Raw genomic sequence first — 24,268 nt, 5'->3', positions numbered from 1 at the left:
TTTTGACTTGTTTCCGTACGGGCGGCGTGATTCGGCATGTTTCGGAGGGGCATGAAGGATGGCGAACCGGAGACAATCGCCGCGGTGACGGCCGCGACGGCCCGCTGGTGCGCCGGTTCCCTGTCGGCCCGACCACCCCCGGGTCACCGCGACGACCCCACCGTATGCAGCGGTGCACGGGGCGGCATCAGGGCCAGCCCTCAGTTCGCGGGACCCGAGTCCGGGGCCGGCAAGGCGGTCGTGCGTGCCCGGCCTGATATGAGCCACGGCGGCTGACGCGCTGCCTATGGTCGTGGCCGTGGAGGGGAGCCGGAGGGGAACCGACTTCCGCTTGCCGCTGCTGGGCTGGGCGACGGTCGCGTTCGCGGTGGGCGGCTGCGGGGCGTGGGCCTACGGGAAGGCCGGGGCGTCGGGGGCGGATCTCGTACGTGATGTGGCGGTGGGGTGGTCGTACGCGGGGGCTGGGCTGGTCGCCTGGTGGCGGCGGCCCGCCAATCCGACCGGGCGGCTCATGCTGGCCGAAGGGCTGACCTGGTTCTGCGGCAATCTGCAGGGCTCCGGGGTGCCGCTGCTGTTCGCTCTTGGTTCCTGGGGAGAGGCGCTGAACCTGGCGGTGCTGGGGCACTTGCTACTCGCCTTTCCCGACGGGCGGCTCGCCGCGACCCTGGACCGGTTCGTGGTCGCGGCCGGATACGGGCTGGTAGCCGTCGGCGGGCTGGTGCGGGTGACCTTGTACGACCCGGCCGTCAGCGGCTCCGCCACCTATCTTTCCTGTGCTGACTGCGGGCCGGACGCCAACGCCCTGCTCCTGCGCTCTGATCCGGGGCTGTTCCACGCCGTCGACCTCGGCTACCGCTGGGCGGGGGCGCTTCTCACCGTCGTATGCCTCGGAGCGCTCGTACGCCGCTGGCGGCTGAGCTGCCCGGCGCGGCGCCGCGTCCTCGTACCGGCCTGGGCGGCGATCGTCGTCGCCGTGGCCTTCTTTGCCTGGGAGGTGCTCTACGTCCTGGCCCCGAACGCCCTGGGCTCCGCCAACGCGGTGCTGACCTGGCCGTCGGACGCGAGTCAGATCGCCGTGCCGTTCGCCTTCCTCACCGGTCTGCTGCACATGCGGCTGAGGCGCGCTTTCGTCGGAAATCTCGTCATCGAGGTCGGTACGGACCCGACACCGCGGCAGATGCAGGACGCACTCGCACGGGTGCTCGGCGATCCTGCGCTGCGGCTGGGTTTGCGTCGCTCGCCGGACAGCCTGGTGAGCGAGGACGCGCCGGTCGGGTATCTCGATCCCGAGGGGCGGCCGGTGCCGTTGCCGCGTCCCGGCAGCGGGCTGAGTGCCACTTGGGTCGGGGATGCGGCGGGCGCACCGGCGGCCGTGCTGGTGCATGATGCCGCGCTCGACGAGGACGAGACGTTGATGTCCGCCATCAGCGGCACGGTCCGGCTGTGGCTGCTCGGCAGCCGTCTCCGCTCGGAGGTCGCCACCCGCGCGGAGGAGGCCAGAGCCTTCCAAACCCGTCTGCTGCGGGCTGCGTACGACGAGCGGCAGCGGCTGGAACGCGATCTGCACGACGGCGCCCAGACGCGGCTGCTCTTCGGCCTGATGGCGCTGCGCCGGCTGGACGCCGGACTGTCCCGGGGGCGGGGGCCCGACCCCGCCCTGCGCCAGACGGTGGCCGAGGCCGACCGGGCGCTCAGGCAGGCGCTCGACGAGCTGCGCGACCTGGCCCGCGGCATTCACCCTGCCGTCCTCACCCGTGAGGGGCTGGGCCCGGCCGTGACCGCCCTCGCCGAACAGGCGGAGATTCCGGTCCTCGTGATGGTGGAACCCGGCCGGTTCGCACCGCTGACGGAGTCCACTGCCTACTTTGTCGTCGCCGAGGCCGTCGCCAACGCGGCGAAGCATGCGAAGGCCGACGTCGTGAGCGTTTCCGGACGGCGGGACGGGGACCGGCTGGTGGTCGAGGTTGCCGACGACGGGGTCGGCGGGGCCGCTCCGGCGGGCGGCACGGGGCTGCGCGGTCTCGCCGACCGGGTCGCCGCGGCCGGCGGCACGCTGGAGGTGACCAGCTCTCCCGGCAGGGGGACGCGGGTACGGGCGGAGCTGCCGTGCGAGTGATCGTGGCCGATGACTCCCTGCTCTTGCGCGAGGGCCTCGTACGGCTGCTGCGGGAAGCCGGCCTCGGCGTTGTCGGCCAGGCGGGCAACCCGGACGACCTGGTCGCCCTGGTAGCCGACGCGCGCCCCGACGTGGCACTCGTGGACATTCGGATGCCGCCCACCCACACCGACGAGGGAGTCCGGGCCGCGGCGCGGATACGTGCCCGCTTCCCGGATGTCGGAGTGTTGCTGCTCTCCCAATACGTGGACACCAGCGGCGTGGTCCGGGCGCTGTCCCGGGAGCCGGAAAGCTTTGGATATCTCCTCAAGGACCGCATCGCCGACCTGGATGAACTCACCGAAGCCGTCAAACGGGTGGCGGCGGGAGAGCCCTTCATCGACCCGGAAGTAGTTCAGCGCCTCCTCGGCCGACGACGCACGGCCGATGCCCTGGAGACACTCACCCGGCGCGAGCGGGAGGTGCTGGCGCTGATGGCGGAGGGACGCTCCAACGAGTCGATCACCCAGCGGCTGGGCGTCGGCGACAAGACCGTAGAGACGCACGTCCGCAACATTTTCATCAAACTCGGCCTGGAACCCGATCCCGAGGGCCACCGGCGCGTTCTGGCCGTGCTCGCTTATCTCCAGGCGTAACGCCCGGACCGCTCCATGAGGCCGGGCGTAAGTCGGTTTTCCCTTTTCCTCGGTGTGCCCTCCACGGCCACGACGACGGGAGCGCCGTCGGACGGCCTCGGCCGTCGCCACGCGGAACCGGCCGAGCGTGCGGGTCGGTCGTCCTGGGTCGGTGGCTGGTGGCTGGTGGCCGGTGGCCGGTGGCCGGTTTGTTCTCAGGGCCAGCCATGATGTGGTCCGGGCTGTCGTTGCGTACGTTGTGGTCGTCGCGGTGCACAGGGCCCGTCCGGGCCGGAAGCGAGTCCGGCGGCCGGCTCGGCGTCGCTTCTCCCGCCGTGGCCTATGCGCCGAATCATCGCTTCCAATCAGTCCGGATTCTCAGCCAGCCCCTGGCATGTGCACGCAACTGCAAGCCCAAAGCAAGCTCAGAGCCAAGAATCGTCAACAGACAGAGGAGTCAGGCATGACCGAGCGCGTACGCGCAACCGTGGTCACGATTGCCGCCCTGCTGGGACTGACCGCCGGTATCACCGTGACCGCCGAGGCCGCCGCCGACGCTCCGGCTGCGGCCGACAGCACCCGGCCCATCGGCATCAGCACCAACTACGCCTGGCTGCGGGGCGAGATCTTCTGGGACGGCACCGCGCAGGCGGCGGTGTATCTCAAGATCCACGACACCCCCCAGCTCACCTCCAACTCCTGGGCCCGCGTCGCCTACAAGTCGTACTACAACGGTGCCTGGCACCAGAAGTACGCCGACGATCCGTTCCTGTCGGTGGGCAACGGGGGCACCGACGACCGGGCCTACCAGATCCCCGGCCCGGTCAAGGACGTCTGGGTGGACCTCTGCTCCAAGCGCAACGGCACGACGTACTGCACCGGCTGGAAGTAACGCCGCCGGGCGGCGCCCCGTCCGCTCCGACGGGGCGCCGCCCGGCGTCTTCGCCCTTACGCCCGAAACCCGAGAGGAGTCGCTCATGTACAAGCGTCTGCGTGCGGCGGCGGTCGCCACCGGCGTCCTGCTCGCTCTGGCCACCGGCACTGCCGCGGCCGCCCAAGCGGCCTCCCCGGCACCCACGGCAGCGTCGGCGTCCGCGTCCGCAGCCGGCGCCCGGAACGTCGCCATCAGCACCAACTACGCATGGCTGCGGGGCACCATAACCTGGGACTCCCGCAGAGCCGTATTTGACGGCACCATCCACGACACCCCCCAGCTCGCGTCACATTCCTGGTTCCGGATCGCCTTCAAGGAGTACGTCAGCGGTACCTGGCGCCAGCGGTACTTCGACGACCCCTCCATGGCGGTGAGCAACGGCGGTTCCCGCACCGACAGCTGGGGTGTCGTCACTCACCAGGGCGTGAAGGATTTCTGGCTCGACCTGTGCTCCAAGCGCAACGGCGAGACCTACTGCACTGGCTGGAAGTGACGTCCACGCAGAGCATCGTTGCGGCGCGAACGACACCAGGCCGAGCTGGCGTCCCGTCCGCGGAAGCGCGCCACGACGTGCACACCTGCTGGTTCGGTGTCGACCGCTCCACAATCACTCGTGCCATCGCAGAGGTGCGGCCCTTGCTCGCCGAGCGAGGGTGTACGGTCAGCCAGGGTGTGCGGCTGCGGACCCTGGCCGAGGTCATCGACCATGTCGGTGCCGACGTGAAGAAGACCGGGATCATCGACGGCACCGAGGTTCGCGTCCGCCGCCCGGCCGCCGGACGCGAGGACCGCGACAAGTTCATCTCCGGCAAGAACAAGCAGAACGCGGTCAAGATCATGGTCGTCACGGACGGGGACGGCCGCGTGCTCTTCTGCGGCCCGGCCAAGCCCGGCAGCTGCGTAGACATCACCCGCGCCCGCCAGTCGTGTCTGGTCAGGCTTCTGGCCGACGGACCCGCGGTGGAGATCCTCGCCGACGTCGGCTACCAGGGCCTGGGCGCCCAGACCGGCGGCCGGGTGATCACACCACACCGTAAGTTCGAGAAGAACGCCCCCGACTGGTACGAGGAGATGTACGAGCGCGAGCGCAAGGCGCACTCATCACGGCGTATCCGCGTCGAGCACGGCATCGCCCACCTCAAGAACCGGCGGGCACTGGCCCGCCACCTCGGAGGCCGCGAGCACATGAGCGACACTATCGAAGCCATCACCAGCTTGCTGTCCCACCAGCAGACAGCCGATGAGTCCCAATCACCGCGGCCCCGTCGGGCCCGGGCGGTGCGGTGCTCGTCCTCGGCGCCAGCGTCGGCGTCGTGTTCGTCGCCCACCGCCGCAAGACGGGCGCCGAGGCCTGACCGATCCGGCGAGATACGACCGGAGTCCCTTTGTCTGTAGCTCACGGGCACAGGCTCTTGCGCGCCCCCGGATCCGGGGGCGCCTACGGCTTGGCGGCGTACAGAACGTTGAACGGGTCCTCCGCCGAGGACCGGACCACGCTGCTGAAACCCGCCTCGGCGCACAGCCCGCGAACGACCGCCTCGGGCATGCCGCACGTTCCGAGGCCGACTCCGCCGTTCGAGAGAGACGTGGTCATGCAGTAGAAGACGCTGAGTCCGTAGAACATCGATGCAACAGGACCCACATTGTCCTGAGGGCGGTCGTGGCAGTTGATCTCGAGCATCAGGTAGTCGCCGTCATCCTTGACCGCGGCCCTGACAGCGGCAAGGAGTCGCTTCGGTTCCGCCGAGTCGTGAATGACGTCGAAGGTGGTGACGAGGTCGTAGCGCTCGGGTAGTCCCTGGGTGGCATCGACCGTCTCGAAGGTCACGCGGTCGGCGACACCGGCCTCGGCCGCGTCCGTCCGGGCACGTTCCACCTGGGCCGGGAAGATGTCGAACCCCGTGAAACGCGAACGGGGAAACGCCTTGGCGAGCACGATCAAGGCACGGCCCGCACCGCACCCCACGTCCGCAACGTCGATTCCCCGTTCCAGCCTCTCGATGATGTGCGGAAAGGTGCTGAGCCAGTCGTCGACCATCACGCTCTCGAACCAGCTGCCCGTGAAACGGCTCATGCCGTCCCACAGGATGTCCGGATATTCGCTCTGCCGTACGCCTCCTCCATCCCGGAACGCCTCGGTCAGTCGTTCGTACGGTGCCAGGGCGGCGGGCATCATCTGGTAGACGCCGCCGAGGAACATGGGCCCTGACTCGTCGGCCAGGGCGGGGGCGTGCTCGGCGGGGAGGGCGAAGCGCCCGGACTCCGGTTCTTCCAGATACCCTGCGGCGGTGAGGCCTCGCAGCCACTCGCGTACGTAGCGTTCATTGAGGTCGAGACGGTCCGCGAGCTCCTGGCTGCCTGCGGGGCCGTTTGCTGCCAGATTCTTGAACAGGCCCAACCGGTCGCCCAGATGGCACAAACCGGTGGTCAAGGCCCCGCTGAGGTCTCCGAGCGCCTTTTCCATGAAGGCTTCGGCCTTCGCGTCGTTCCATTCGCTCTGTGCCGCCACGATGCCCCTTATGAAATGACCGCGACCGCGGAGTGCGACCGGCCGGAAAAGCAAAGCACTGGGGCTCTCCCTTGCGGTGCCGCCACAACGGGAGGGGACAGCCGGGCCGGATCACCTCACCCGATCCGAGCAATGACGTGCAGGAACCCAGGGCTCGTCCGTGCCCAGCGACCCCGCAGCGGTGTCCTGAGACAGCCAAGAGGTACGCAGTCCGCCGGAAGACCCTGGCCGGGTGGCTCGGCGCAGGGCTCCGGCGCGACCTGCGCTCAGCGCAGCGCGTACGCTGCCCACAGGGACTCGTTGCTCGCGGGAGTACTCATGACCGCCGTTGATCCACGTGTGCAGGGGAGAGAGGCGTACGAGCGGCTGGCGTGGCGGGACGCGTATGAGCAGCTGTCGGCCGCCGAGCAGCAGGCCCCGCTGACGGCCGATGATCTGGTCCGGATGGCGCGGGCGGCATACCTGATCGGGTCCGTCGACGCTGCGACCGAGACTTGGGAGGGTGCCCACCACGCATTCCTGGCCCAGGGGGACGCGGCACCGGCCGTACGGTGTGCCTTCTGGATCGGGCTCACGCTCGTCCTCCAAGGCGAGCGGACATGCGGCGGTGGATGGCTGGCACGGGCGCGGCACATGCTTGAGGACACGTCGCTGGACTGCGTGGAGCAGGGGTATCTGCGCATCCCTGCGGCCCTTCGGACGCTGGATGGTGGCGAGCCCGAGGCCGCGCGCCGCTTGTTCGCGGAGGTCACCGAGATCGCCGACCGGTTCGACGACGCCGATCTCCGGGCGTTCGGAGGGTTGGGCAGGGCCAGGCGCTGGTCGCGCAGGGCCGGGCGGCGGAGGGCCTGACGATGCTGGACGAGACGATGGTGGCGGTGACAACCGGGGAGGTGTCGCCGGTGGCCGCCGGAATCATCTACTGTGCCGTGATCCTCGCCTGCCGCGGGCTCTTCGACCTGCGTCGCATGCAGGAGTGGACGTCCGCGCTGAGCCGTTGGTGCGCCACGCAGCAGGACCTCAAGCCATACCGTGGCCAGTGCCTGGTGCACCGTTCGGAGATCATGCAGTTGCGCGGCGAATGGGCCGACGCGATGGACGAGGCCCGGCAGGCGTGTGAGCACCTGTCCAGCCTGCCTGGAGACCCGGTGATGGGCATGGCGCTCTACCAGCGTGCCGAGCTGTTCCGGTTGCGCGGTGACTTCTCCCGGGCCGAAGGCTGCTACCGAGAGGCCATCGACCGGGGACACGCGGTGCAGCCGGGTCTGGCGCTGCTCCGGCTGGCGCAGGGCCGCCTCGCAGACGCCGCCGCCGCGATCCGCCGGGCGGTCGGGGAGACCGAGGGGGCGGAGGAGCGACCCAGGTTGCTGGCCGGCTGTGTGGAGATCGAGCTCGCTGCCGGAGCCGTCGCGGACGCCGAGACCGCGGTGGTCGAGCTCGAAGGGATTTCCGCCGGGTTCGACTCGCCGTATCTGCGGGCGGTGGTCGCCTACGCGCGCGGGTCCGTCCTCCTTGCCGCCGGTGAACCGGAGGCCGCGTGCGTCCTCCTGCGCCGTGCGCGGGCCGACTGGCATGAAGTCGGCGCCTCGTACGAAGGGGCACGGGTGCGGGTGCGGATGGCGCACGCGTGCCGTCGGATCGGCGACCACGACACGGCCGGGATGGAGCTGGAAGCCGCCCGCCGAGTCTTCGAGCGGCTGGGCGCGCTACCGGAGCTGGAACAGGTGAGGCAGCTCATGGCTCGGGCGGCAAGAGCCCCCTGTCCGAGTCCTGGAGGCTTGACCCCTCGCGAGGTCGAGGTACTGCGCCTGGTCGCGACCGGTGCGTCGAACCATGAGATCGCGGACAGGCTGGTCATCAGCGACAAGACGGTCGCCCGGCACGTGAGCAACATGTTCGCCAAGCTGGGCGTCTCCTCGCGGGCGGCCGCCACGGCGTACGCCTACGAGCACGACCTCGTGTAGGCCCTGGCCGCCTGCACAGAAATACCCACACGGAGAGTGCCGGCCGAGTTGGTCGACGTGACCGATGCGGACGCCCTCGCCGGGAGCGGACTCTTACCCCATGGACTTGGCAGGCCATGAGGAAGGAGACCGTCATGAGCACCCGACACAGGACGGCACGACCAGAGCGGTCCGCCGGTCAGCAGGCGCGCGACCTGCTCGTCGCCGCCATGCCGCTCACGGAGCGACGCCTTCAACTGACCACGGTGTCCACCGCGGTCCTGGAAGGCGGCGACGGTTCGTCCGTGGTGCTGCTGCACGGCCAGGGTGAGTTCGGCGCTGTCTGGATCAGGGTGATCACCGACCTCGCCAGGAGTCACAGGGTGATCGTTCCCGACCTGCCCGGCCACGGTGAATCGGTCGTGAACGACGGCCGGATCGACAACGAAACGGTTCTGACCTGGCTCGGTGAACTGATCGACCAGACCTGCCCTGGAGAGCCGCCCGTATTGGTCGGCCACCTGCTGGGTGGCGCGATCGCCGCGCGGTACGCGGTGCGCCACGGCGATCACCTCTCCCACCTGGTAAGGGCTTCCGCGGCATCGCCACCAGATACGAGAAGACCGCCACTTCCTACGAAGCGGCGGTCACCCTCGCATCGTTCCTGCTCTGGGCAAGATCCGTTTGAAGACGGACCCTAAGGCCTGTCTGACAATTCCCGTCGTGTCAGCAAGTGTCCGCCGAGCTGGCAGTCCGGAGGTGCGCCGACCGTCTGGCGGGTAGCGCCAGGCAGGACCTACGAGTGGCGGGCCAGCAGGTGGGCGTCGAGGAAGCCCCGTTCGGAGGCCGGATCGTGAAGCAGCCGGGCGAAGGGAACGAGCCCGGCATCGGCCAGCAGTTCGGCGAGGCGATCCGTCGGCCAGCTGTAGGCAGGTGCCACCTTGTGGTCGAACCGGATCGGCTCCGGTCCGTCGGTCCCGAAGAAGGAGACCAGGAGCAGGCCACCCGGCGCCAGGACGCGTACCTGCTCGGCGAGCAGCTCCGGCAGTTCTGCCGGAGGGGTATGGATCGTCGAGTAGTGGGCCAGTACGCCACCGAGCGCGCCGTCCTCGATCGGCAGGGATTCCATCCGCGCCTCCTGGAAGCGCAGCGCCGGATGGGCCCGCCGGGCGTGGTCGACCATGCCGGGGGAGAGGTCGAGTCCAAAGGCGTCCAGGCCCAGTTCGTGCAGCATGGCCGTCAGATGTCCGGGCCCGCACCCGACGTCCGCTGCCCGCAGGTTGCCCGTCGCGCGCACCAGTTCGGCGAAGGTGCCGATCATGGCCCGGGCGAACGGCTGAGTCTCCAGCCGGCCTGCGAACAGCGATGCGTACAGCTCGACGACTCCGTCGTAGGCCGCCCTGATCTCGTCCTGATGATTCGCCACGGGCAGGACTCTATAGCCGGTCTGATAATTGATCTTGTGGCAGGTCGAGGTGAGTTGACGGATGCGGCATGGGGGCGAATGGAGCCCCTGTTGCCGCAGGTGGACGGACGCGGCCGTCCGTGGCGTGATCACCGGCAGGTGGTCAACGGGGTGCTGTGGAGGCTGCGGACCGGGGCTCCTTGGCGCGACCTGCCCGAGCGGTACGGGCCGTGGCAGACCGTCTACGAGCGGTTCGCCCGCTGGGAGGCTGATGGCACCTGGGCGAAGCTGCTGGAGCACGTCCAGGTCCGTGACGACGCGGTGGGCCGGGTGGGGTGGACCGTCGCTGTCGACTCCACGGTAAACCGGGCCCACCAGCACGCCGCGGGCGCCCGTAAAAGGGGGACACGGACGGGGATGAACTGGAAGATCCGGGCCGCTCGCAGACGCGCCAGGCCCTCGGCCGGTCCCGGGGCGGGCTGACCACCAAGGTCCACCTCGCCGTCGACGGCCGGGGTCTGCCGCTGTCGATCGTGCTCACACCCGGAAACGCCAACGACGCCACTGCGTTCGCCGAGGTCCTCGACAAGATCCGCACCCCGCGCGCTGGCACGGGCCGCCCGCGCACGACACCGGACCGCGTGCTGGGTGACAAGGCCTACTCCAGCAGGGCCATCCGCCATCTGCTGCGGCGTCGGGGTATCGCCGCCACGATCCCCGAGCGCCGCGACCAGGTGGCCAACCGCCGACGCCGGGGGCGCCTCGGTGGCCGGCCACCCGCCTTCGACAAGGAGATCTACCGCGACCGCAACGTGGTCGAACGATGCTTCGCCCGCCTCAAGCAGTTCCGTGCGATCGCAACCAGGTTCGACAAGCTCGCAGACCACTACCGCGCGGGGGTTGTCCTGGCCTCCCTGATCCTCTGGCTCCGTGAAGCGGCCAGGTGATCATTTGTCAGACAGGCTCTAGTGCCGCGTCAGGCAACGTTTGCCCTGTTGGCTAGGGCCGGACCGTCAATGCAGACTGCACCGCATGGAGTTGATCGCGCAGGGCCGGGATGCTGATGTGTATGCGCTGGATGAGTCCAGGGTGCTGCGGCGGTACCGGCGCGGGGGGCCCACTGGTCTGGAGTCACGCTTGATGACGCATCTTGCGGCATGTGGGTATCCGGTGCCGCGGGTATACGAGAGTACCGACACGGACATGGTTCTTGAGCGGCTGGCCGGGCCGACGATGCTGGACGTGCTGGTCCGGTGTCCGTGGCGGGTGGGCTCTCTCGGCCGGGAGCTGGGCCGTCTGCATGATCGGCTGCACGCGGTGCCGGCACCGGAGTGGCTGCCCAAGCGGTTCGGCACGGCGGATGGCGACCGGGTGCTGCATTTGGACCTGCATCCAGGCAACGTCATTGTGACCCGGAGGGGACCGGTAGTGATCGACTGGCGCAATGCGGGCGCTGGTGATCCGGCTGCCGATGTGGCGATGACCATGGTGACCGTGGGCAGTGCGGACGTGCCGGGATTCGTTGCTCGTCTCGGGCGGGGGCTGTTGCTGCGCGGTATCCGCAGTGGCTGCCGGACCGACCCGGCCGGACGGACGCAGGAGGTGGTCCGGGTGAAGCTGGATGACCCGAATCTGACGCCAACGGAGGCGGCGTGGTTGCGGCGGCATGCCGGTGTCGGCGATGGACCTGGTGTGGGCTGAACGGATAGGTCAGGCTGCTGATCTGTGGCGGAGCGGGTGCGGGTACGCGAGATCGACGATGACGAGGGCGGACGGCTGCTGCGGACCATCCGCCGGGTACTGGGTCGGCGGTGACCTGGCGGCGGGCCCAGATGGTCCTGCTGTCCGCGCAGGGCATGCCGGTGGTGAAGATTGCCGAGGTGTCGTTCACCAGCGCGGACCAGGTCCAGGTCCGGGATGTGATCCACAACTTCAACGCCGACGGCTTCGAGCCGCTGTATCCGAAGTACGAGGGCGGCCGTCCGACTTGGAGAGGCAGCCGGGTACTACGGGGCAGAAATCATCACCTACGGATAACGTATTTATGCCGTAGGTCGTCACTCCGTAATCTTGCTGTGGATTCGGAAACGGCTTCCCGGCTCCACAGCTTTCCTTCATGGCAATTACGCCGATGAATGGATGACGTTAATGGGCGAGGCAGTAAGAGGAGTGCGCATCTTTTCCGCGATCCTGAGCGGAGGAGGGGTATGCGCGTGTATCAGGAACATTGACGGGCGACGCTGCACCAGTCGTGCTGGGCGCGATCGCCGCAGCGAGCGGGCTGGTCCTGGCGGTATTCGCCTTTAAGGCACACCGGAAGACGCGCTCCTGAAATCTGGGTGCGACCAGCATGGAGGAAAAAAATCGCTCCGTCACCGGACTCTCTGCAGCAAGGTGACTAAATTACTGCGAGATCTCAATGGTGTCTTTCTAGGGTTCCTCATAGTTGCGGCGCTGTTCCTGATCATCTTCTCGCTCAATTCCCTCGACGTAATGCCCGTCTGGTGGAGCGCCTCGTGTCGTCTGGTGCACGACATGGCAGTGCCCTGCAACGTGGTGAGGCTGGGCAGCGGATTAAGGTCTGCCCGCGCGCCGGAGGGCCGTCCGGCAGATCACGATCGTCGCGTACGTCGAGGTGTAGGCCTCCCGATCACCGATGCGGCGCCCCGGAACACCTGGTGGTTCGGGGCGCTGCGGCATCGCGTCCCACGGGACCCACTGAGGGCTTGCAGAGAATCAAGGTGTTGCTTCCCGTTATGCAGCTCGTTGTTGCGGTATGAGCGTCTCCGACGAGGTTCGCGGTCAACTCGCTGCGAGGTTCGAAGTATTGTTCCCGCACCTCGACGAGCGGCAGCGGCGGCTGATGATGGGGGCCGAGGCCCGGATCCTGGGTCACGGCGGTATCCGGGCGGTCGCGCGGGCGGCCCGGGTCAGCGAGACGACGGTGCGTAAGGGAGTGGACGAGCTGGAGGCCGGCGAGGAACCCCTGGGCCGGGTACGCAGGCCCGGTGGTGGCCGGAAGAGGTCCGCGGATCTTGATCCGGGACTGCGGACTGCGCTGCTGGCACTGGTGGAACCCGACGAGCGGGGCGATCCCATGTCGCCGCTGCGCTGGACGGTGAAGCCGACCAGGAGCCTGGCGGCCGCGCTCACCGGTCAGGGGCACCAAGTGAGCGCGGACACGGTCGGTGACCTGCTGCGGGAAGAGGGCTTCAGCCTGCAGGCCGGCGCCAAGACCATCGAGGGCAGACAGCACCCGGACCGCGACGCCCAGTTCCGCTACATCAACGAGCAGGCCAGAGGGCACATGGGGGCCGGCCGGCCGGTGATCAGCGTGGATTCGAAGAAGAAGGAACTCATCGGCGACTACAAGAACTCGGGCCGCCGGTGGCGGCCTGCCAGTGAGCCGGTGCTGGTCAAGACGCACGACTTCCTGGACCGGCAGGGACCGGGCAAGGCGATTCCCTACGGGATCTATGACATCGCCGCGAACACCGGCTGGGTCACCGTGGGCACTGATCATGACACCGCCGCGTTTGCTGTCGCCTCCGTCCGCCGCTGGTGGCAGGCCCGGGGGCGGCACGACTATCCGGCCGCCACCCGACTGCTGATCACCGCGGACGCGGGCGGGTCCAACGGCTATCGCACCCGCGCCTGGAAGACCGAACTTGCCGCCCTGGCCGCCCAGACGGGCATGGCCATCACGGTCTGCCACATGCCGCCGGGCACCTCAAAGTGGAACAAGATCGAGCACCGGCTGTTCTCCGACATCTCCATGAACTGGGGCGGCCGACCGCTGACCAGCCACGACGTTGTCGTGAACAGCATCGCGGCGACCACCACCCGCACCGGGCTGACCGTCCACGCCGAACTCGACCCGGGCACTTATGACACCGGCATCAAGGTCACCGACAGCGATATCGACGCTCTGCCCATGCACCGGCACCGTTTCCACGGCGACTGGAACTACACCCTCCATCCCCCACCTCGCGATACCACCAGCGCAGCCGAGTCCCCGCAGCCGGCTGGCGGCCCGTCCCCGCAGCCTTGCACCGGGTGCCTACGCGACTCGGAGCTGACCGGCATGCCCGAACCTGCGCTGGACGAACTTGTCGACCAACTGACCCAGAAACTAGACGAGTCACGTGAGCAAGGACGGCTCCGGCAGCGAGGAGGCGAACGCATCCGTTCTCGGGGCGCTGGGGCCAAAGACAAGCTGACCACCGCCGACAGAGTCCTGGCCACCGTGCTCTACCTGCGCAAACTCGGCACCCGCGACCTGCTTGCCCAGCTCTTCGGAGTCAACCCCAGCACCCTCACCAGGGCCGTTCACCAAGTCCAGCCCCTCCTGGCCGGACACGGCTGCACCATTCCGCCCTCCACGGCCAGGTTCCGGACGCCTGCTGACGTCACCGCGTTCCTCGCCAACAGCAGCACCACGAAGATCAAACCAGCATGTTGATTCTCTGCGAGCCCTTAGGGTCCGTCTTCAAACGGATCTTGCCCAGAGCAGGAACGATGCGAGGGTGACCGCCGCTTCGTAGGAAGTGGCGGTCTTCTCGTATCTGGTGGCGATGCCGCGGAAGCCCTTGAGCCGGTTGAAGCAGCGCTCGATCACGTTGCGCCGCCGGTAGGTCTCCCGGGCGAACCCTGGCGGTCGGCCGCCGCGGCTCCCGCGCCTCAGCCGGTGCCGTCGCTGGTCGATCTTCTCGGGGATGGTGTTCGCGATGCCGCGTTTCCGCAGGTAGGCACGGAAGCCGCGGGAGCTGTAAGCCTCCTCTGCGATGACCTGGTCGGTCCTGCACCGCGGCCGGCCCGGGCCGGTGCGGGGAACACGGATCCGTTCCAGCAGAGGACGTGCGCAGACGCTGTCGTGGCGTTGGCCGGGCGTCACCAGGACCGCGAGTGGTCGGCCCTTGCCGTCACAGGCGAGGTGGATCTTGGTGGTCAGTCCGCCTCGGGATCGGCCGAGGGCGTGATCGTCCGGTTCGTCCTGCTGATGCCGCCCCCTTTTCGGCCGGTGGCGGCGGCGTGCTGGTGGGCGCGGACGATGGTGGAGTCGATCTGGACCAGCCAGTCGATGTCGCCGGCCGCATCGGCGTGGGCTTGGATCTGCTGCGGGGCCCGTGTGAAGACTCCGTCGAGGGCGTAGCGGCGGAAGCGGGTGTACACGGTCTTCCACGGCCCGTAGCGTTCCGGCAGGTCACGCCAGGAGATCCCAGTGCGGATCTTGTAGACCATCCCGTTGATGACCTGCCGGTCCTCCACGCGGGGCCGACCCGTCGCGGCCCGGGGTATCAGCGGAGCGAGTAACTCCCACTCCTGGTCAGTGAGTTCATGACGACGTACCACGACACCATGATCCACCACCCGGCTGATCTCTGAAGACGGACCCTAGCTATAGGTAGAGCGCATACCCGGTGCCCCTCTTGTAGGACGACCCCACGGTGGAGCAGTACGCGTACGACCAGCTGTAGTTGCTTGCGTAGGCTCCCATGACCCACTGGCCGTTGTTGCACTGGGCCACTGCCGCGTAGGGGCCTCCGGAACACCGAACGCCGTAGGTGTTCACGTCCGACCAGGGGGCACTACATGCCTGCGCGGCTGCGCTTGCTGTACCCCCACCGGCCACCAGTGCGCCGGTTGTCAGCATCGCGGCGCTGAAGGTCATGGCCAGAAAGCGTTTCATGTTTCCCCCTTGGTTCACAGTCAGCGAAGCCTTCCTCCGCAGACCTGCACGAGTGTGCTGGACTACGCAGGAAGGAGTGAGCCACTTATCAGCCAGTCTGTCCCGGCTCGGCAGGACCCTCGCTTCCCGCCGACGGCAGCACGGTGCCGCGCAGGCGGAGACGTCCTCAGATACGCGTGCCCCGGGAGAACTTGACCGGCTGTGCCAGCGTGCGGCATGGGCGCTGGTGACGGCAGTGGACGGCGTGCGCGGCTTACCGTGCCCACCACGGCAGCGGCCCTGCGGCGGGCACTTCTCGCACCTGTCGCACCCGGTGCCGTTACTGCTGCCGGCTGACCCGCTGTTCCACGGCGGGCAGGTGCTCGAGCGCGACGTCGACCAGGGCGGCCAGGACGACGTGCTTGGGCTGCCGGGTGGGTAAGTACAGTTCCTCGAGGGCCGCGGCGAGCGCGTCGGCGGACTTCTTCGTCATGCAGGAGGGCCGCAGGTCCATCGGCGTGCCTTGGCCCGCCCAGGCCAGCAGGGACGGGTCCCGCGTTGCTCGCTCTACATCCACAGGGCGCCTTCCTGGCCGGGCTCGAAGTGCTCCAGGTCCTCGGAACGAACTCGTAGACGTTACGGCTGCGGAAGTGGTCCTCGAACAGACCTTGGTGCACCGGGCGCCGCCGCAAGGTGATCAGCGCGATCGGCCAGTTCGTTGAGCCTTTTGCGGCGGGTTTCGTCACTCAGGTCGTAGCGCTCCCGGCCGATCCGGGGGGTGCCTCTATGTCGTTCGTCAAGGCATCCCTGTCGGGTCTCGGGTAGTTCGGGGTTGCTGGGGGTTATGCGGCGAGCTCGACGTCCTTTGGTGTCCGGGGTTCGTAGAAGGTGCCGTCGCGGAGCACGGCGAACAGGACGCTGATGCGCTGGCGGGCGAGGCGGAGGAGGGCCTGAGTGTGGGTCTTGCCGCGGGCTCGCTGGCGGTCGTAGTAGGTGCGAGAGGCAGGGTCGGCGTTCATGCAGGCGAAGGTGGACAGGAACATTGCCCGTTTGAGCTGCCGATTGCCGCCTCGGAGTGCGTGTTCGCCGTGGATCGAGGTTCCCGACTGCTTCGTGGTGGGGGCGAGGCCGGCGTAGGAGGCGAGGTGGGCGGGGAAGCTGGTGCCATCGCCGACGGTGACCAGCAGGACTGCGGCGGTCCTGACGCCGACGCCGGGCATCGATGTCAGGACCTGGGAAAGAGGGTGAGCCTCCAGCAGGGTGTTCATCTGGGCTTCCATCGCCCGGCGCTGGGTGTGGACGGCGGCGAGCGAGGCGGCCAGGGAGGGCACGACGATGTCGAGGGTGCCGGTGCCGGGGACGACGACAGTCTGCTCGTCGAGCGCGTCGAAGACGTCGTCGATCAGCCGGGTTGCCATGCGGGGGCTTTCGGGCGGATCAGTTCCACGAGTCTGCGGCGGCCGGCTTTGCGGAGGGCGGCCGGGGAACCGTAGCGCTCCAGGAGCCAGGTGACGGCCTGGTGGTCGAGGCGTGGGCCCAGGACGCGTTCCAGGCTGGCATGGAACTGGGTGAGCAGGCCGCGTATCCGGTTGGACGTGCGGGTGGCCTCGGAGACGAGGTCCTGGTCGAAGCCGACGAGGACCGTGAGTTCGGCGGTGATCTCGTCGGGCAGCTCCAGGGATCGCAGGGGGTGTGCGGCATGGCCCGGGCAGGTAGGCGACCTGGCAGCCCGCGTCCCGGGCGACGGTCAGTGGCAGGGCGCCGATCGAGGCGGGCTGGTCGACGATCGACGATCACCAGGACGGTGCCGAACTTCGCGGCCAGTTTGTCGAAGACGGCCCGCAGCTTCGGCTCGCTGTTGGGCAGCTGCTTGTCGAAGACCTTCTTCCCGGCCGGGGTGAGCACTCTTGCCGACGTCCAGGCCCAGGAACACGCCCACGTCTTCGGTGTCGGACATCGCGCCCTTCCCAGGGGTGTCGAACGTGCCGGCCTCGGCATCGGTGTCGTACTCGCGCATCCACGTTATGTAAGACCTACCGCCCGGGAGCTGTCCGGCATTGCGCCGGACCGGACGGTGGCCGGACCTCTGATCAGCGACTCCGACGGCGCCTCCCGGGCCCGGTGACACCACCCCCCAGGTCATCGACTTCGACAGGGGGACACAGTCATGCCGGACCCGGAGGCCAGCGGCCCTCTTGCAGGACCGCGAAGAACATAACGGGGGCCAGACCACCCGGTCATCTCCCCGACGCTCGTGCAGCAGCACCAGGGATATGGCGATCGCCGCGCCGGACAGTTCCCTCACCCACCCCTTGGTCCACAGTCCCGCCGACAACTGGACGTACAGGTAGCCCCGGCGGCTGCAGGCTCAGCCGCCGGGGCTACCGGTGCGATAGCGGGAGTGGTCAGGTCACAGGTCCCCCGCCAGCTTGGCGAGGAAGTCGGCGTTTGCCTGGATGTCGTGGCTCAGCGTGATCTGGTGGTGCGGGAGGGCGGCGAGCCGGTCGGCGACGGTGGCGCGGGCCAGGTCGCTGCCGCCGCCGTTGATGCCCGAGGCGAGGCCGAAGTGGTCGGGGTAGCGGTCCTCGGTGGCCCCGCTCATGAAGTCGTCCTCGCCGAGGGTGCGGTCGCCGTCGATCACGGCCGGGTCCGACGCGGGGTCGATGCGGGGGAACAGCAGGGCTGCCGCGCGTCCGCCGGTGGCGAGCTGCATGCCGAACCAGGTGGCGAACTGGTCGGGGAAGACCTGGACTTTCTGCTCCCGCTTGCCTCCCGGCTCCCACAGGGGCTCGCGGCGGCCGGCCAGGAGAGCGTCGGTGACGTCCTGGTGCTGGGTCGGGTGGAGCTGCTCCCCGGCCTGGAGCCGGTCGCGGACGATGTCGTACAGGCCGAGGGCGTCGAGCAGGCCGAGGCCGATGGCTGCTGCCGACGGCCAGGGCAGGACGCGCAGGTCGTCGCTGATGGCCTTGACGAACACCCGGTCGTTGGCGAGGAGCTGGGCGCCGCGGCTGGCCAGCAGCAGGGCCGTGGTGGTCTTGCCTGCGCCCTTGGAGCCGAAGGTGAGCAGGGCCCGCTCGCCCTGGACGACGGCGGAGGCGTGCAGGAGGGTCCAGCCGTCGCGCAGCAGGGCCGCGCGGATCATCTCCCGGGCGATCCGGGCGGTGGCCAGTGCCAGCGGTTCGGCGGTGCGGCCGGAGAAGGCGGCGTGGCCGCCGAGCTGCTCGGAGCGGTAGGTCAGCCCTTCGTCCTGGCAGACGCCGGTGATGGTGCCGGTGCTGTCCCGGGCGAGCAGCAGCCGGACCTTGGCGTAGGTGACCTCGTCGTGGGGGCAGGAGCCGACCAGCGCGCCGAGGTCCGTGTACGCCTTCTCGTCGAGGTCGGCCGTGACCAGCGGCCCGGCGCAGACGCTGCTGGCGAGGGCCTCGAAGGCGTTCCACCACGGTCCGAAGTAGCGGCGGGCCCAGTCGGTGACGAAGGCGGTGTTGCTGAGCACGGTCACGCTCGCGTCCGCGGCCTGCAGCCGGGTGGCGGTGGGGGTACTCACGTCGTCTCCAGAGGGGTTGAGGATGAGGCAGGACGGCCGAGCGCCTGGTAGGCGCCACGGAGCTTGGCGGTGGTGGCGACCAGTTGCGCGTCTTCGCCCGCATCCAGGGCAGGCAGGCACGCTACGGGCTGGCCGGAGGTGAAGCGCAACGGAATTCCGAGCCAGTCACCGCGGTGGTGGCAGGTCAGTTCCTCGGTGCCGTCGACCAGGCCGAGGGCCTTGCGCAGGGTGGAGAGCACGGCGCCGGCGGGACCGGAGCGGGTCCGGCCGACCCCGGCGCTGATCCGTCCGGGTCGGGTGCGCAGTTCTGCGCGTACCTCCGTCAGGGGGATGTCGGCGGGTGTGCCGTTGACGGTGGTCGACGAGGCGCACACCACGGCGCCGTCGCCGTGTTCGCCGATCACGTGCCCGCGCACGGCCGCGGCCGGGACGTCGAGGAGGCGGGCGAGGGTGAGCCGGTAGCGGGCGGAGTCGAGGTTCGAGCCGATGCCGTACACGCGCGGGCAGCCGGGGTCTCGGCGAACAGCCGGGTCATCAGGTCCACGGGGTTGGTGACCACCAGCACGGTGCCCTGGTAGCCGCGCAGGCTGGTGGCGAGCGCCCGGATGGCGGGGGCGTTCGCCGTCGCGCCGGCCATGCGCACGTTGGCGGTGTTCGTGTTGGTGAAGGCGGCGCGCACGGCGACGATGACGGCCGTGGAGTCGGCCAGACCCCGGACTTCGCAGGCTTCGACCCGTGTCGGGGAGGCCGTGGTGTGGCGCATGTCGTCGAGGTCGGTGGCGAGCGCCGCCGCCTGGTCCAGGACGCGGGAGGCGACCAACAGCCGCCCGGGCAGGCCGGAGGCCAGCAGGGTGGCGACCACCGTCTGGCCGACCGCTCCGGCACCGGTCACGCCGACCGTGTCGACTGGTGCCGGCGTCATACGGCGATCCCCTGCACGTGGCCCAGAGCCCGGTCCCAGACCGTCCCGGTCCCGCCTGCGGCGGCCGGGGCGGCGCTGATCCGGTCGACCATCCGGCACAACTCCGCCGCCCGGCCCACCAAAGTCGTGCCCTGGCGGGGCAGCGGCAGTTCGACGGGCACCGACTGCAGGGCGCTCAGGTCCAGGTACAGGGTCATCGGGTGGTCTCCTCGGTCGGGTCGGCGGGGTCGGTGGTGGGGGTGGCGGTGCGGAAGTAGCTCCCCAGCCAGCGGGTGGCGATGCGGTCCCGGCTGCGGTTGAACCAGGCGAGGTCTTCCAGGAGGACCGCCCAGTCGACCGGGATGCCGCCGGCCACCAGCTGGCGGGTCATGGCGGGCAGGTAGGGGTGGACGGCGTCGCTGGACTGGCGGGCCATCAGGTGCAGGGCGCACTCGGCGGAGTTCTCCTTCACGACGCCCTGGGCGACGGCCTGCCCGAGGGAGGCGCCCAGGTTCGGGCGCTCGTACCACGGTCCGGGCGTGTGCCGGCCGGGGGCGGTGTCGCGGGCCGAGCGGGGGCGTGCGGCGATCAGCGAGGCCACCGCGTAGTGGGCCCGCCGGATATCGCCCTGGTGCGGGTCGTCGTGGTCACGCAGCCACGGCACCAGGTAGCGGTGCAGGTAGGTGCACTGCTGAACCGGCAGCCCGAGGCCGCGCCGCAGGGCGGCACGGGCCTGCGTGGAGGCGCACAGCTGGTACACGTAGGCGACGAACCGGTCCGAGGAACGAAGGGCCGAGGAGGCCGGCGAAGCAGACGCCGCCGGCACGGAATCAGTCATGAGACATCCCTGATCCAGACAAGGGGGTGGTGGGAGGGAGCGCCGACCGAGTCGGCGCGGGGCGCGACCGGACGGGTTCAGCCAGTTGCGGACGGCTGCAGCAGTGCGAGAAGGAGACCGCGGGCGCGGTGCCGGGCGCGCGCCACCCGGATGTCCGCGCGGTTGGCCTGGCCGATGGCCTCGTCGAGCGCGGTCAGGGCCGCGTCGACGAACGGTTTACCGACCCGGTCCGTGGTACGGCCGGGCTCAGTGAGATGCCAGAACTCCCACTCGGCGACCGGCCAGTACCTCGTGAGTGCGGCAGCGGCCCACGGGCCGGGCTTGCGGGCATCCAGCTTGATCTTGGCCTTCGGCGACAGGTCGACGCTCGCGTCGGTGGCGATCTTCCAGGCGATCCTGCGGCGAAGTCCAGCCGGTCACCGGTCTGCTCCGCTGCCGTGTGGCAGCGCTTGACCAGGTAGGCCATCTGAGCGTCGTTCTCCTCCTGCCACTGCAGGATCTGCGGACTGGTCGCCCTGAACCAGACGCTGTCCTTCTGCTGGCCGTTCTGGTCGAAGCCGTAGGCGCGCACCCGCAACGGGGACAGCAGCCGGCGGGGCAGGTGCTCGAGCGGCGGGGGACGCCGGGCGTCCTGACGGCTGTCCTTCAGCAGCAGCGAATCCAGATCCCGCCACAGGGCCCGGGCACCGTCGGCCTCCCGCGGCTGGAAGTCGCCGTCCCTGCGCCGGTCGAGGACCTGGTACGGGTCACGCACCCGGTGCGGCGGCTCGTGCGTCGACCAGGTCAGGTAGGCGTCGGTCACCGTCCGGCCGTCCTCGGCGGGCACGAGGAGCGCGGCGTGGCGGAACCGGCCGGTCAGCATCCGGCCCGGCCACGTCAGCGGCGGCAACGGCTGAAGCGGAGAGGGCAGATCCTCCTCCCACGGGCACGCGTCCGGCGTCTCCCACGCGGCGTCGCTGTCAGGGCGCGGGACGGCCAGCACGAGCGTGGTGAACAGATCAGAGGCCCAGGGAAAGTAGGAGACGGACTTGCGCAGCGGGGCCGCGTCCCCGCTGCCTGCCCGGTGCTCGGTGATCCTGCGGGGCGTGCACTGACCGGACGGCCCGTAGTACAGCTGGGCGATCAGATGCCAGGCGGCCTCGGCGGCCGGCACCGCAACCGGCGCCGTGTCGGTGAAATGCCCGAACAAAACGGCCCCGTTGACTCCCGTGGGGCGGCCCATCACCAGCTTGTTCACCCCGGACGGGTTCGGCCCCCCTTCGCGTCCACGCACTCGGCGCGCAGCCGCGGATCCTGCAAAAACGGCCGCTCGGCATCGAACAGATCGAACCGTCCCGCCAGGTCCTCGCGGTCGAAATAGGCGTCCACCGCCCGCGGATCGAACCGGCCGTCCTTCAAAACCCGTTCCCGCAGATCGAGCCAGTCGTCAATGTCCTCCGCGGCGTCCGGATCATCAAGCGTGTCCGCGCCATCGGCAGCGATCCTCGCCGCGATCGGCGCCAGGATCCGCATCAACCCCGACGCCGCAGGCGGCAACCCCGACGCCGCAGGCGGCACCGGAACCTCTAGGTCCTCGATCTCATGAGCCCGCGTGAACAACTCGTCTGCGTTCGCAGCCCTCCACGATCCCGCCTCCCGGACCTACTACGACCGCTGCCGAGCCCGCGGCAAAACCCACACCCAGGCCCTCCTCCGCCTCGCCCGCCACCGCATCAGCGTCCTGTTCGCCATGCTCCGCGACGGAACCTTCTACCAGCCGAGGAACCCCCGCATCGCTTGACGAAAGGCATAGAGGCACCCCCCGGCCCTTGGGTGCGCCTATGCGGCATCCGCGGGGAAGTCCTCTCCCGGGAGGACGATTTCCTCTCCGAAGTCCCCTTCGCTGAGGCCCTCCGCTCCCGTCATCGCGGCGCCGAACCCGCCCAGCATCTCCTCGATGTCCAGCTCGGTCGCGCCGGCCGGGGCCCTGAGCGTCTGGCCCTCGGTCATCCGCACCACCAGGCCAAGCTTCTTCACCTCGGCGTTCTCGGCGAGCTCGGCGAGGTCGACGTACACCTCGGTCAGCTCGCCGTTCTTGAGCGTGAAGTCGGCCGTTACCTCGGCGTCGGGGATCTCCTTGAGGTCCGCGTCCGTGGGCAGTTCCATGCCCGGCGGCAGTTTCTTCGCAAGCGGATGGATCTCGTCGAAGAGCTCCCCGATCAATGTACGGAAGGGAGCGGTGGCAGTGATGCGCTCGGCACCGTCCTCGCTGTCGGCGGTCTCGAAGTCGACCTCGCGGGCGACGGTCTTCCGGAGCGCGTCCAGCAGTTGCTTCTGTGTCTTGTCGTCGAGGGTGGGCTCCGTGCCGGGCTCGGCGGTGGTCTCCGCCATCTCCTTGGTGTTGATCTTCACCCACTCGCCGTCGAGCGCCTTCTTGAGTCCGCTCGCCTCCGGGGGCAGGTCCTCCGCCGACGGCACGGGGGCGCCCATGGCCTCGCCGAGGAGCTCCGCGTCGGAACGGATGTACGTGTAGTCTCCGACGACCCGGTACTCGACGATGTCGCCCCCGTGGGCGCGGACCCTCATGGACATTCCGACGAAATCCTTCTCACCGGACTCGTCGATCGGCTTCTTCGACTGCGCCGTCACACTGATCTTCGCGTCACTGAGCAGATCGGCGACCTCGTCGGGGATCTCCTCGCCGGGCTCCGGGTTCGACGAGGCGTCCAATGCCTTCAGGCTCTGGGCGTCGGTGTCGAGGTCGAGTTCGAAGGAGATCGTCTTCTCCTTGCCGAGCTCGCCGAACGCCTGGTCGAGTTTCTGTCCCGCGGAGATCTGCTCCACGGTGCCGCAGGCGGCCGAACCCGCGAGGACGGCGCCGACGACTGCCGTGGCGGTCAGGGTCTTGCGTATGGCGGTGATGATGGTCTCCTCGTCAGTGCGATCACGTGTGATCGTCGGCAAGACTTCTGACGGCGCCCGATGGTTGCACTGTCCGCCCCACGCGAGGCGAACCAGTGATGGGCTCCGCGCCGGGGCGACTCCGAGGACGGAACGTCCGGCGGTAGGTATCCGGTGGACCGCCCACGGTGCGGGCGAAGTGGCGGCGCAGGGTGGTGGCGGTGCTCATGCCCGTGGCCGTGGTGTCGACGGTCTCGTCGGTCTCCAGCAATTCCTGGGCGTGTCAGATGCGTTGGGTGTGGAGCCACAGCAGCAGAGTGGTCGTACCAGTCACCGCCGGACGGCTCCGCGGCGGTGCGGCGGTGCGGCGGTGCCGCGGTGCGGCGCATGAGCGTGAATTCACCGGTACGCCTGAGTGCGAAGCGACAGTCCAGACGGCCGGTCCGTCCCGACCGGCGTCCTCGGCAGGAGGCGACCGGTCCCGTCAGGCGGGGCCAGACTCTCGGCCGCCAGCTGAAGGAAGCGATCAGGTACGACGTCGGCAGCGGGCCGCGGCGCACTGCTGGTCCTGAGGCATGCGGGAGCACCGACGGCGAGTGCTCCGCCTCCCGTACCGCTCAATGCGGCAAGCCCGGTGAGGGCCGGGTGGCCGCCGGGCGTCCACGCCCTTCCCGGTCGATCCGCCGCGTTCCCCTGCCTGACGTGGGCAGCACTCACGTCCGCCGGTCCGTCGACGCGGTCCGGTGCCTCCGCGTCCGTCGGCGGGTGGTGGCGGTTCGGCGGTGCGGATGCCTCGGCGGTCGCCGTCACCAGAGGACTCGGATACGGAGACTCGGACGTACGACCCAAGGGTGATGAACATCCCGTACGGGACTGTCGGGGTCTGTGCCGCTGCCAGACTTCCGGCAGGGAACAC

The 24,268-nt window shown here is 69.3% G+C and carries 22 protein-coding genes and 5 pseudogenes; 13 read left to right on the top strand and 14 right to left on the bottom strand.

The features are described from left to right. Positions 1–298 precede the first annotated feature (298 nt). The 5 genes from M6G08_RS25425 (at position 299) to M6G08_RS25405 (ending at position 5,059) form a co-directional block, all read left to right on the top strand. A complete protein-coding gene (locus M6G08_RS25425; protein ID WP_272589468.1) occupies positions 299–2,116 on the top strand; it encodes a sensor histidine kinase in 1,818 nt (605 codons plus the stop codon). Next, positions 2,107–2,751, top strand: a complete 645-nt coding sequence (locus M6G08_RS25420; RefSeq protein ID WP_272589467.1) for a response regulator transcription factor — start codon at positions 2,107–2,109, stop codon at positions 2,749–2,751. The genes M6G08_RS25425 and M6G08_RS25420 overlap by 10 nt, the downstream gene beginning before the upstream one ends. 442 nt (positions 2,752–3,193) lie before the next feature. After that, the gene (locus M6G08_RS25415; RefSeq protein ID WP_272589466.1) at positions 3,194–3,622 is read left to right on the top strand and encodes a hypothetical protein; all 429 of its coding nucleotides are present in this window, start codon (positions 3,194–3,196) and stop codon (positions 3,620–3,622) included. Between the two features lie 85 nt (positions 3,623–3,707). Further along, entirely contained in the window at positions 3,708–4,157 is a 450-nt protein-coding gene (locus M6G08_RS25410) for a hypothetical protein (protein WP_272589465.1), read from the top strand. A 143-nt stretch (positions 4,158–4,300) separates the two neighbouring features. Continuing rightward, positions 4,301–5,059: a transposase family protein gene (locus M6G08_RS25405; protein ID WP_272589464.1), complete on the top strand. Its 759-nt coding sequence runs from the start codon at positions 4,301–4,303 to the stop codon at positions 5,057–5,059. A gap of 43 nt (positions 5,060–5,102) precedes the next feature. Here M6G08_RS25405 and M6G08_RS25400 read toward each other — a convergent pair whose 3' ends face one another. Next, positions 5,103–6,173 (bottom strand): methyltransferase, encoded by a 1,071-nt coding sequence (locus M6G08_RS25400; RefSeq protein ID WP_272589463.1) that lies wholly within the window; start codon positions 6,171–6,173, stop codon positions 5,103–5,105. A gap of 318 nt (positions 6,174–6,491) precedes the next feature. Here M6G08_RS25400 and M6G08_RS25395 point away from each other — a divergent pair, with 318 nt between their 5' ends. From M6G08_RS25395 to M6G08_RS25385, 3 genes are all read left to right on the top strand, one after another. After that, the gene (locus M6G08_RS25395; protein ID WP_272589462.1) at positions 6,492–7,025 is read left to right on the top strand and encodes a hypothetical protein; all 534 of its coding nucleotides are present in this window, start codon (positions 6,492–6,494) and stop codon (positions 7,023–7,025) included. A gap of 2 nt (positions 7,026–7,027) precedes the next feature. Then, the gene (locus tag M6G08_RS25390) at positions 7,028–8,137 is read left to right on the top strand and encodes a LuxR family transcriptional regulator (protein WP_272589461.1); all 1,110 of its coding nucleotides are present in this window, start codon (positions 7,028–7,030) and stop codon (positions 8,135–8,137) included. A gap of 134 nt (positions 8,138–8,271) precedes the next feature. Further along, positions 8,272–8,817, top strand: a complete 546-nt coding sequence (locus M6G08_RS25385; RefSeq protein ID WP_272589460.1) for an alpha/beta fold hydrolase — start codon at positions 8,272–8,274, stop codon at positions 8,815–8,817. Between the two features lie 95 nt (positions 8,818–8,912). Here the strand turns inward: M6G08_RS25385 and M6G08_RS25380 are convergent, their stop codons facing one another. Then, entirely contained in the window at positions 8,913–9,542 is a 630-nt protein-coding gene (locus M6G08_RS25380; RefSeq protein WP_272589459.1) for a class I SAM-dependent methyltransferase, read from the bottom strand. A gap of 36 nt (positions 9,543–9,578) precedes the next feature. Here M6G08_RS25380 and M6G08_RS25375 point away from each other — a divergent pair. The 4 genes and pseudogenes from M6G08_RS25375 to M6G08_RS25365 all read left to right on the top strand — a co-directional run bounded on the left by M6G08_RS25375 (position 9,579) and on the right by M6G08_RS25365 (position 13,983). Beyond that, positions 9,579–10,490 (top strand): annotated as a pseudogene (locus M6G08_RS25375) (IS5 family transposase). Between the two features lie 63 nt (positions 10,491–10,553). Beyond that, positions 10,554–11,222 carry a phosphotransferase gene (locus tag M6G08_RS25370; RefSeq protein WP_272589457.1) on the top strand — a complete coding sequence of 223 codons (669 nt, stop codon included), beginning with the start codon at positions 10,554–10,556 and terminating at the stop codon, positions 11,220–11,222. Between the two features lie 24 nt (positions 11,223–11,246). Next, a pseudogene (locus M6G08_RS35895) lies at positions 11,247–11,506 on the top strand (helix-turn-helix domain-containing protein); the annotation flags it as partial. A gap of 791 nt (positions 11,507–12,297) precedes the next feature. Continuing rightward, the gene (locus M6G08_RS25365; protein WP_272589456.1) at positions 12,298–13,983 is read left to right on the top strand and encodes an ISAzo13 family transposase; all 1,686 of its coding nucleotides are present in this window, start codon (positions 12,298–12,300) and stop codon (positions 13,981–13,983) included. Between the two features lie 27 nt (positions 13,984–14,010). Here M6G08_RS25365 and M6G08_RS25360 read toward each other — a convergent pair. From M6G08_RS25360 to M6G08_RS25315, 10 genes and pseudogenes are all read right to left on the bottom strand, one after another. Beyond that, positions 14,011–14,873, bottom strand: a protein-coding gene (locus tag M6G08_RS25360) for an IS5 family transposase (RefSeq protein WP_272589455.1) whose coding sequence is annotated in 2 segments (ribosomal slippage) — positions 14,011–14,514 and positions 14,517–14,873 — 861 coding nt in all. Because the reading frame shifts where the segments join, the coding sequence is not laid out codon by codon here. 656 nt (positions 14,874–15,529) lie between these two features. Continuing rightward, positions 15,530–15,682, bottom strand: coding sequence for a hypothetical protein (locus M6G08_RS25355; RefSeq protein ID WP_272589454.1), 153 nt, complete (start codon positions 15,680–15,682; stop codon positions 15,530–15,532). Positions 15,683–16,031: 349 nt separating this feature from the next. Then, positions 16,032–17,146 (bottom strand): annotated as a pseudogene (locus tag M6G08_RS25350) (IS110 family RNA-guided transposase). A gap of 453 nt (positions 17,147–17,599) precedes the next feature. Further along, positions 17,600–18,733, bottom strand: a complete 1,134-nt coding sequence (locus M6G08_RS25345) for a phosphoenolpyruvate carboxykinase (ATP) (protein ID WP_272589453.1) — start codon at positions 18,731–18,733, stop codon at positions 17,600–17,602. After that, positions 18,730–19,230: a Rossmann-fold NAD(P)-binding domain-containing protein gene (locus tag M6G08_RS25340; RefSeq protein ID WP_336299015.1), complete on the bottom strand. Its 501-nt coding sequence runs from the start codon at positions 19,228–19,230 to the stop codon at positions 18,730–18,732. The genes M6G08_RS25345 and M6G08_RS25340 overlap by 4 nt, the downstream gene beginning before the upstream one ends. Further along, on the bottom strand, positions 19,134–19,655 hold the full coding sequence (locus tag M6G08_RS25335; protein ID WP_272589451.1) for a lactate/malate family dehydrogenase: 522 nt from the start codon (positions 19,653–19,655) through the stop codon (positions 19,134–19,136). Before M6G08_RS25335 ends, M6G08_RS25340 begins: the two co-directional genes overlap by 97 nt. Next, positions 19,652–19,852, bottom strand: coding sequence for a hypothetical protein (locus M6G08_RS25330; RefSeq protein ID WP_272589450.1), 201 nt, complete (start codon positions 19,850–19,852; stop codon positions 19,652–19,654). Before M6G08_RS25330 ends, M6G08_RS25335 begins: the two co-directional genes overlap by 4 nt. Beyond that, positions 19,849–20,472: a type I-E CRISPR-associated protein Cse2/CasB gene (gene casB, locus M6G08_RS25325; protein ID WP_272589449.1), complete on the bottom strand. Its 624-nt coding sequence runs from the start codon at positions 20,470–20,472 to the stop codon at positions 19,849–19,851. The genes M6G08_RS25330 and casB overlap by 4 nt, the downstream gene beginning before the upstream one ends. A gap of 193 nt (positions 20,473–20,665) precedes the next feature. Beyond that, positions 20,666–21,709, bottom strand: coding sequence for a type I-E CRISPR-associated protein Cse1/CasA (gene casA, locus M6G08_RS25320; protein WP_272589448.1), 1,044 nt, complete (start codon positions 21,707–21,709; stop codon positions 20,666–20,668). After that, the gene (locus M6G08_RS25315) at positions 21,706–22,071 is read right to left on the bottom strand and encodes a type I-E CRISPR-associated protein Cse1/CasA (RefSeq protein WP_272589447.1); all 366 of its coding nucleotides are present in this window, start codon (positions 22,069–22,071) and stop codon (positions 21,706–21,708) included. The genes casA and M6G08_RS25315 overlap by 4 nt, the downstream gene beginning before the upstream one ends. Positions 22,072–22,075: 4 nt before the next feature. On the opposite strand from M6G08_RS25315, the pseudogene M6G08_RS25310 reads away from it, so the two are divergent. Then, positions 22,076–22,252: pseudogene (locus tag M6G08_RS25310) on the top strand (IS110 family transposase); the annotation flags it as partial. A gap of 38 nt (positions 22,253–22,290) precedes the next feature. Here M6G08_RS25310 and M6G08_RS25305 read toward each other — a convergent pair. Then, positions 22,291–23,415 carry a hypothetical protein gene (locus M6G08_RS25305; RefSeq protein WP_272589446.1) on the bottom strand — a complete coding sequence of 375 codons (1,125 nt, stop codon included), beginning with the start codon at positions 23,413–23,415 and terminating at the stop codon, positions 22,291–22,293. Beyond that, positions 23,396–23,686, bottom strand: a pseudogene (locus tag M6G08_RS25300) (hypothetical protein); the annotation flags it as partial. The gene M6G08_RS25305 and the pseudogene M6G08_RS25300, both read right to left, overlap by 20 nt. Between the last annotated feature and the right edge of the window lie 582 nt (positions 23,687–24,268).

The sequence above is a fragment of the Streptomyces sp. M92 genome, from assembly GCF_028473745.1.
GTDB lineage: Bacteria > Actinomycetota > Actinomycetes > Streptomycetales > Streptomycetaceae > Streptomyces.
Note: the sequence above shows the minus strand (reverse complement) of the source record. Positions and strands in the feature narration are given on the sequence as shown.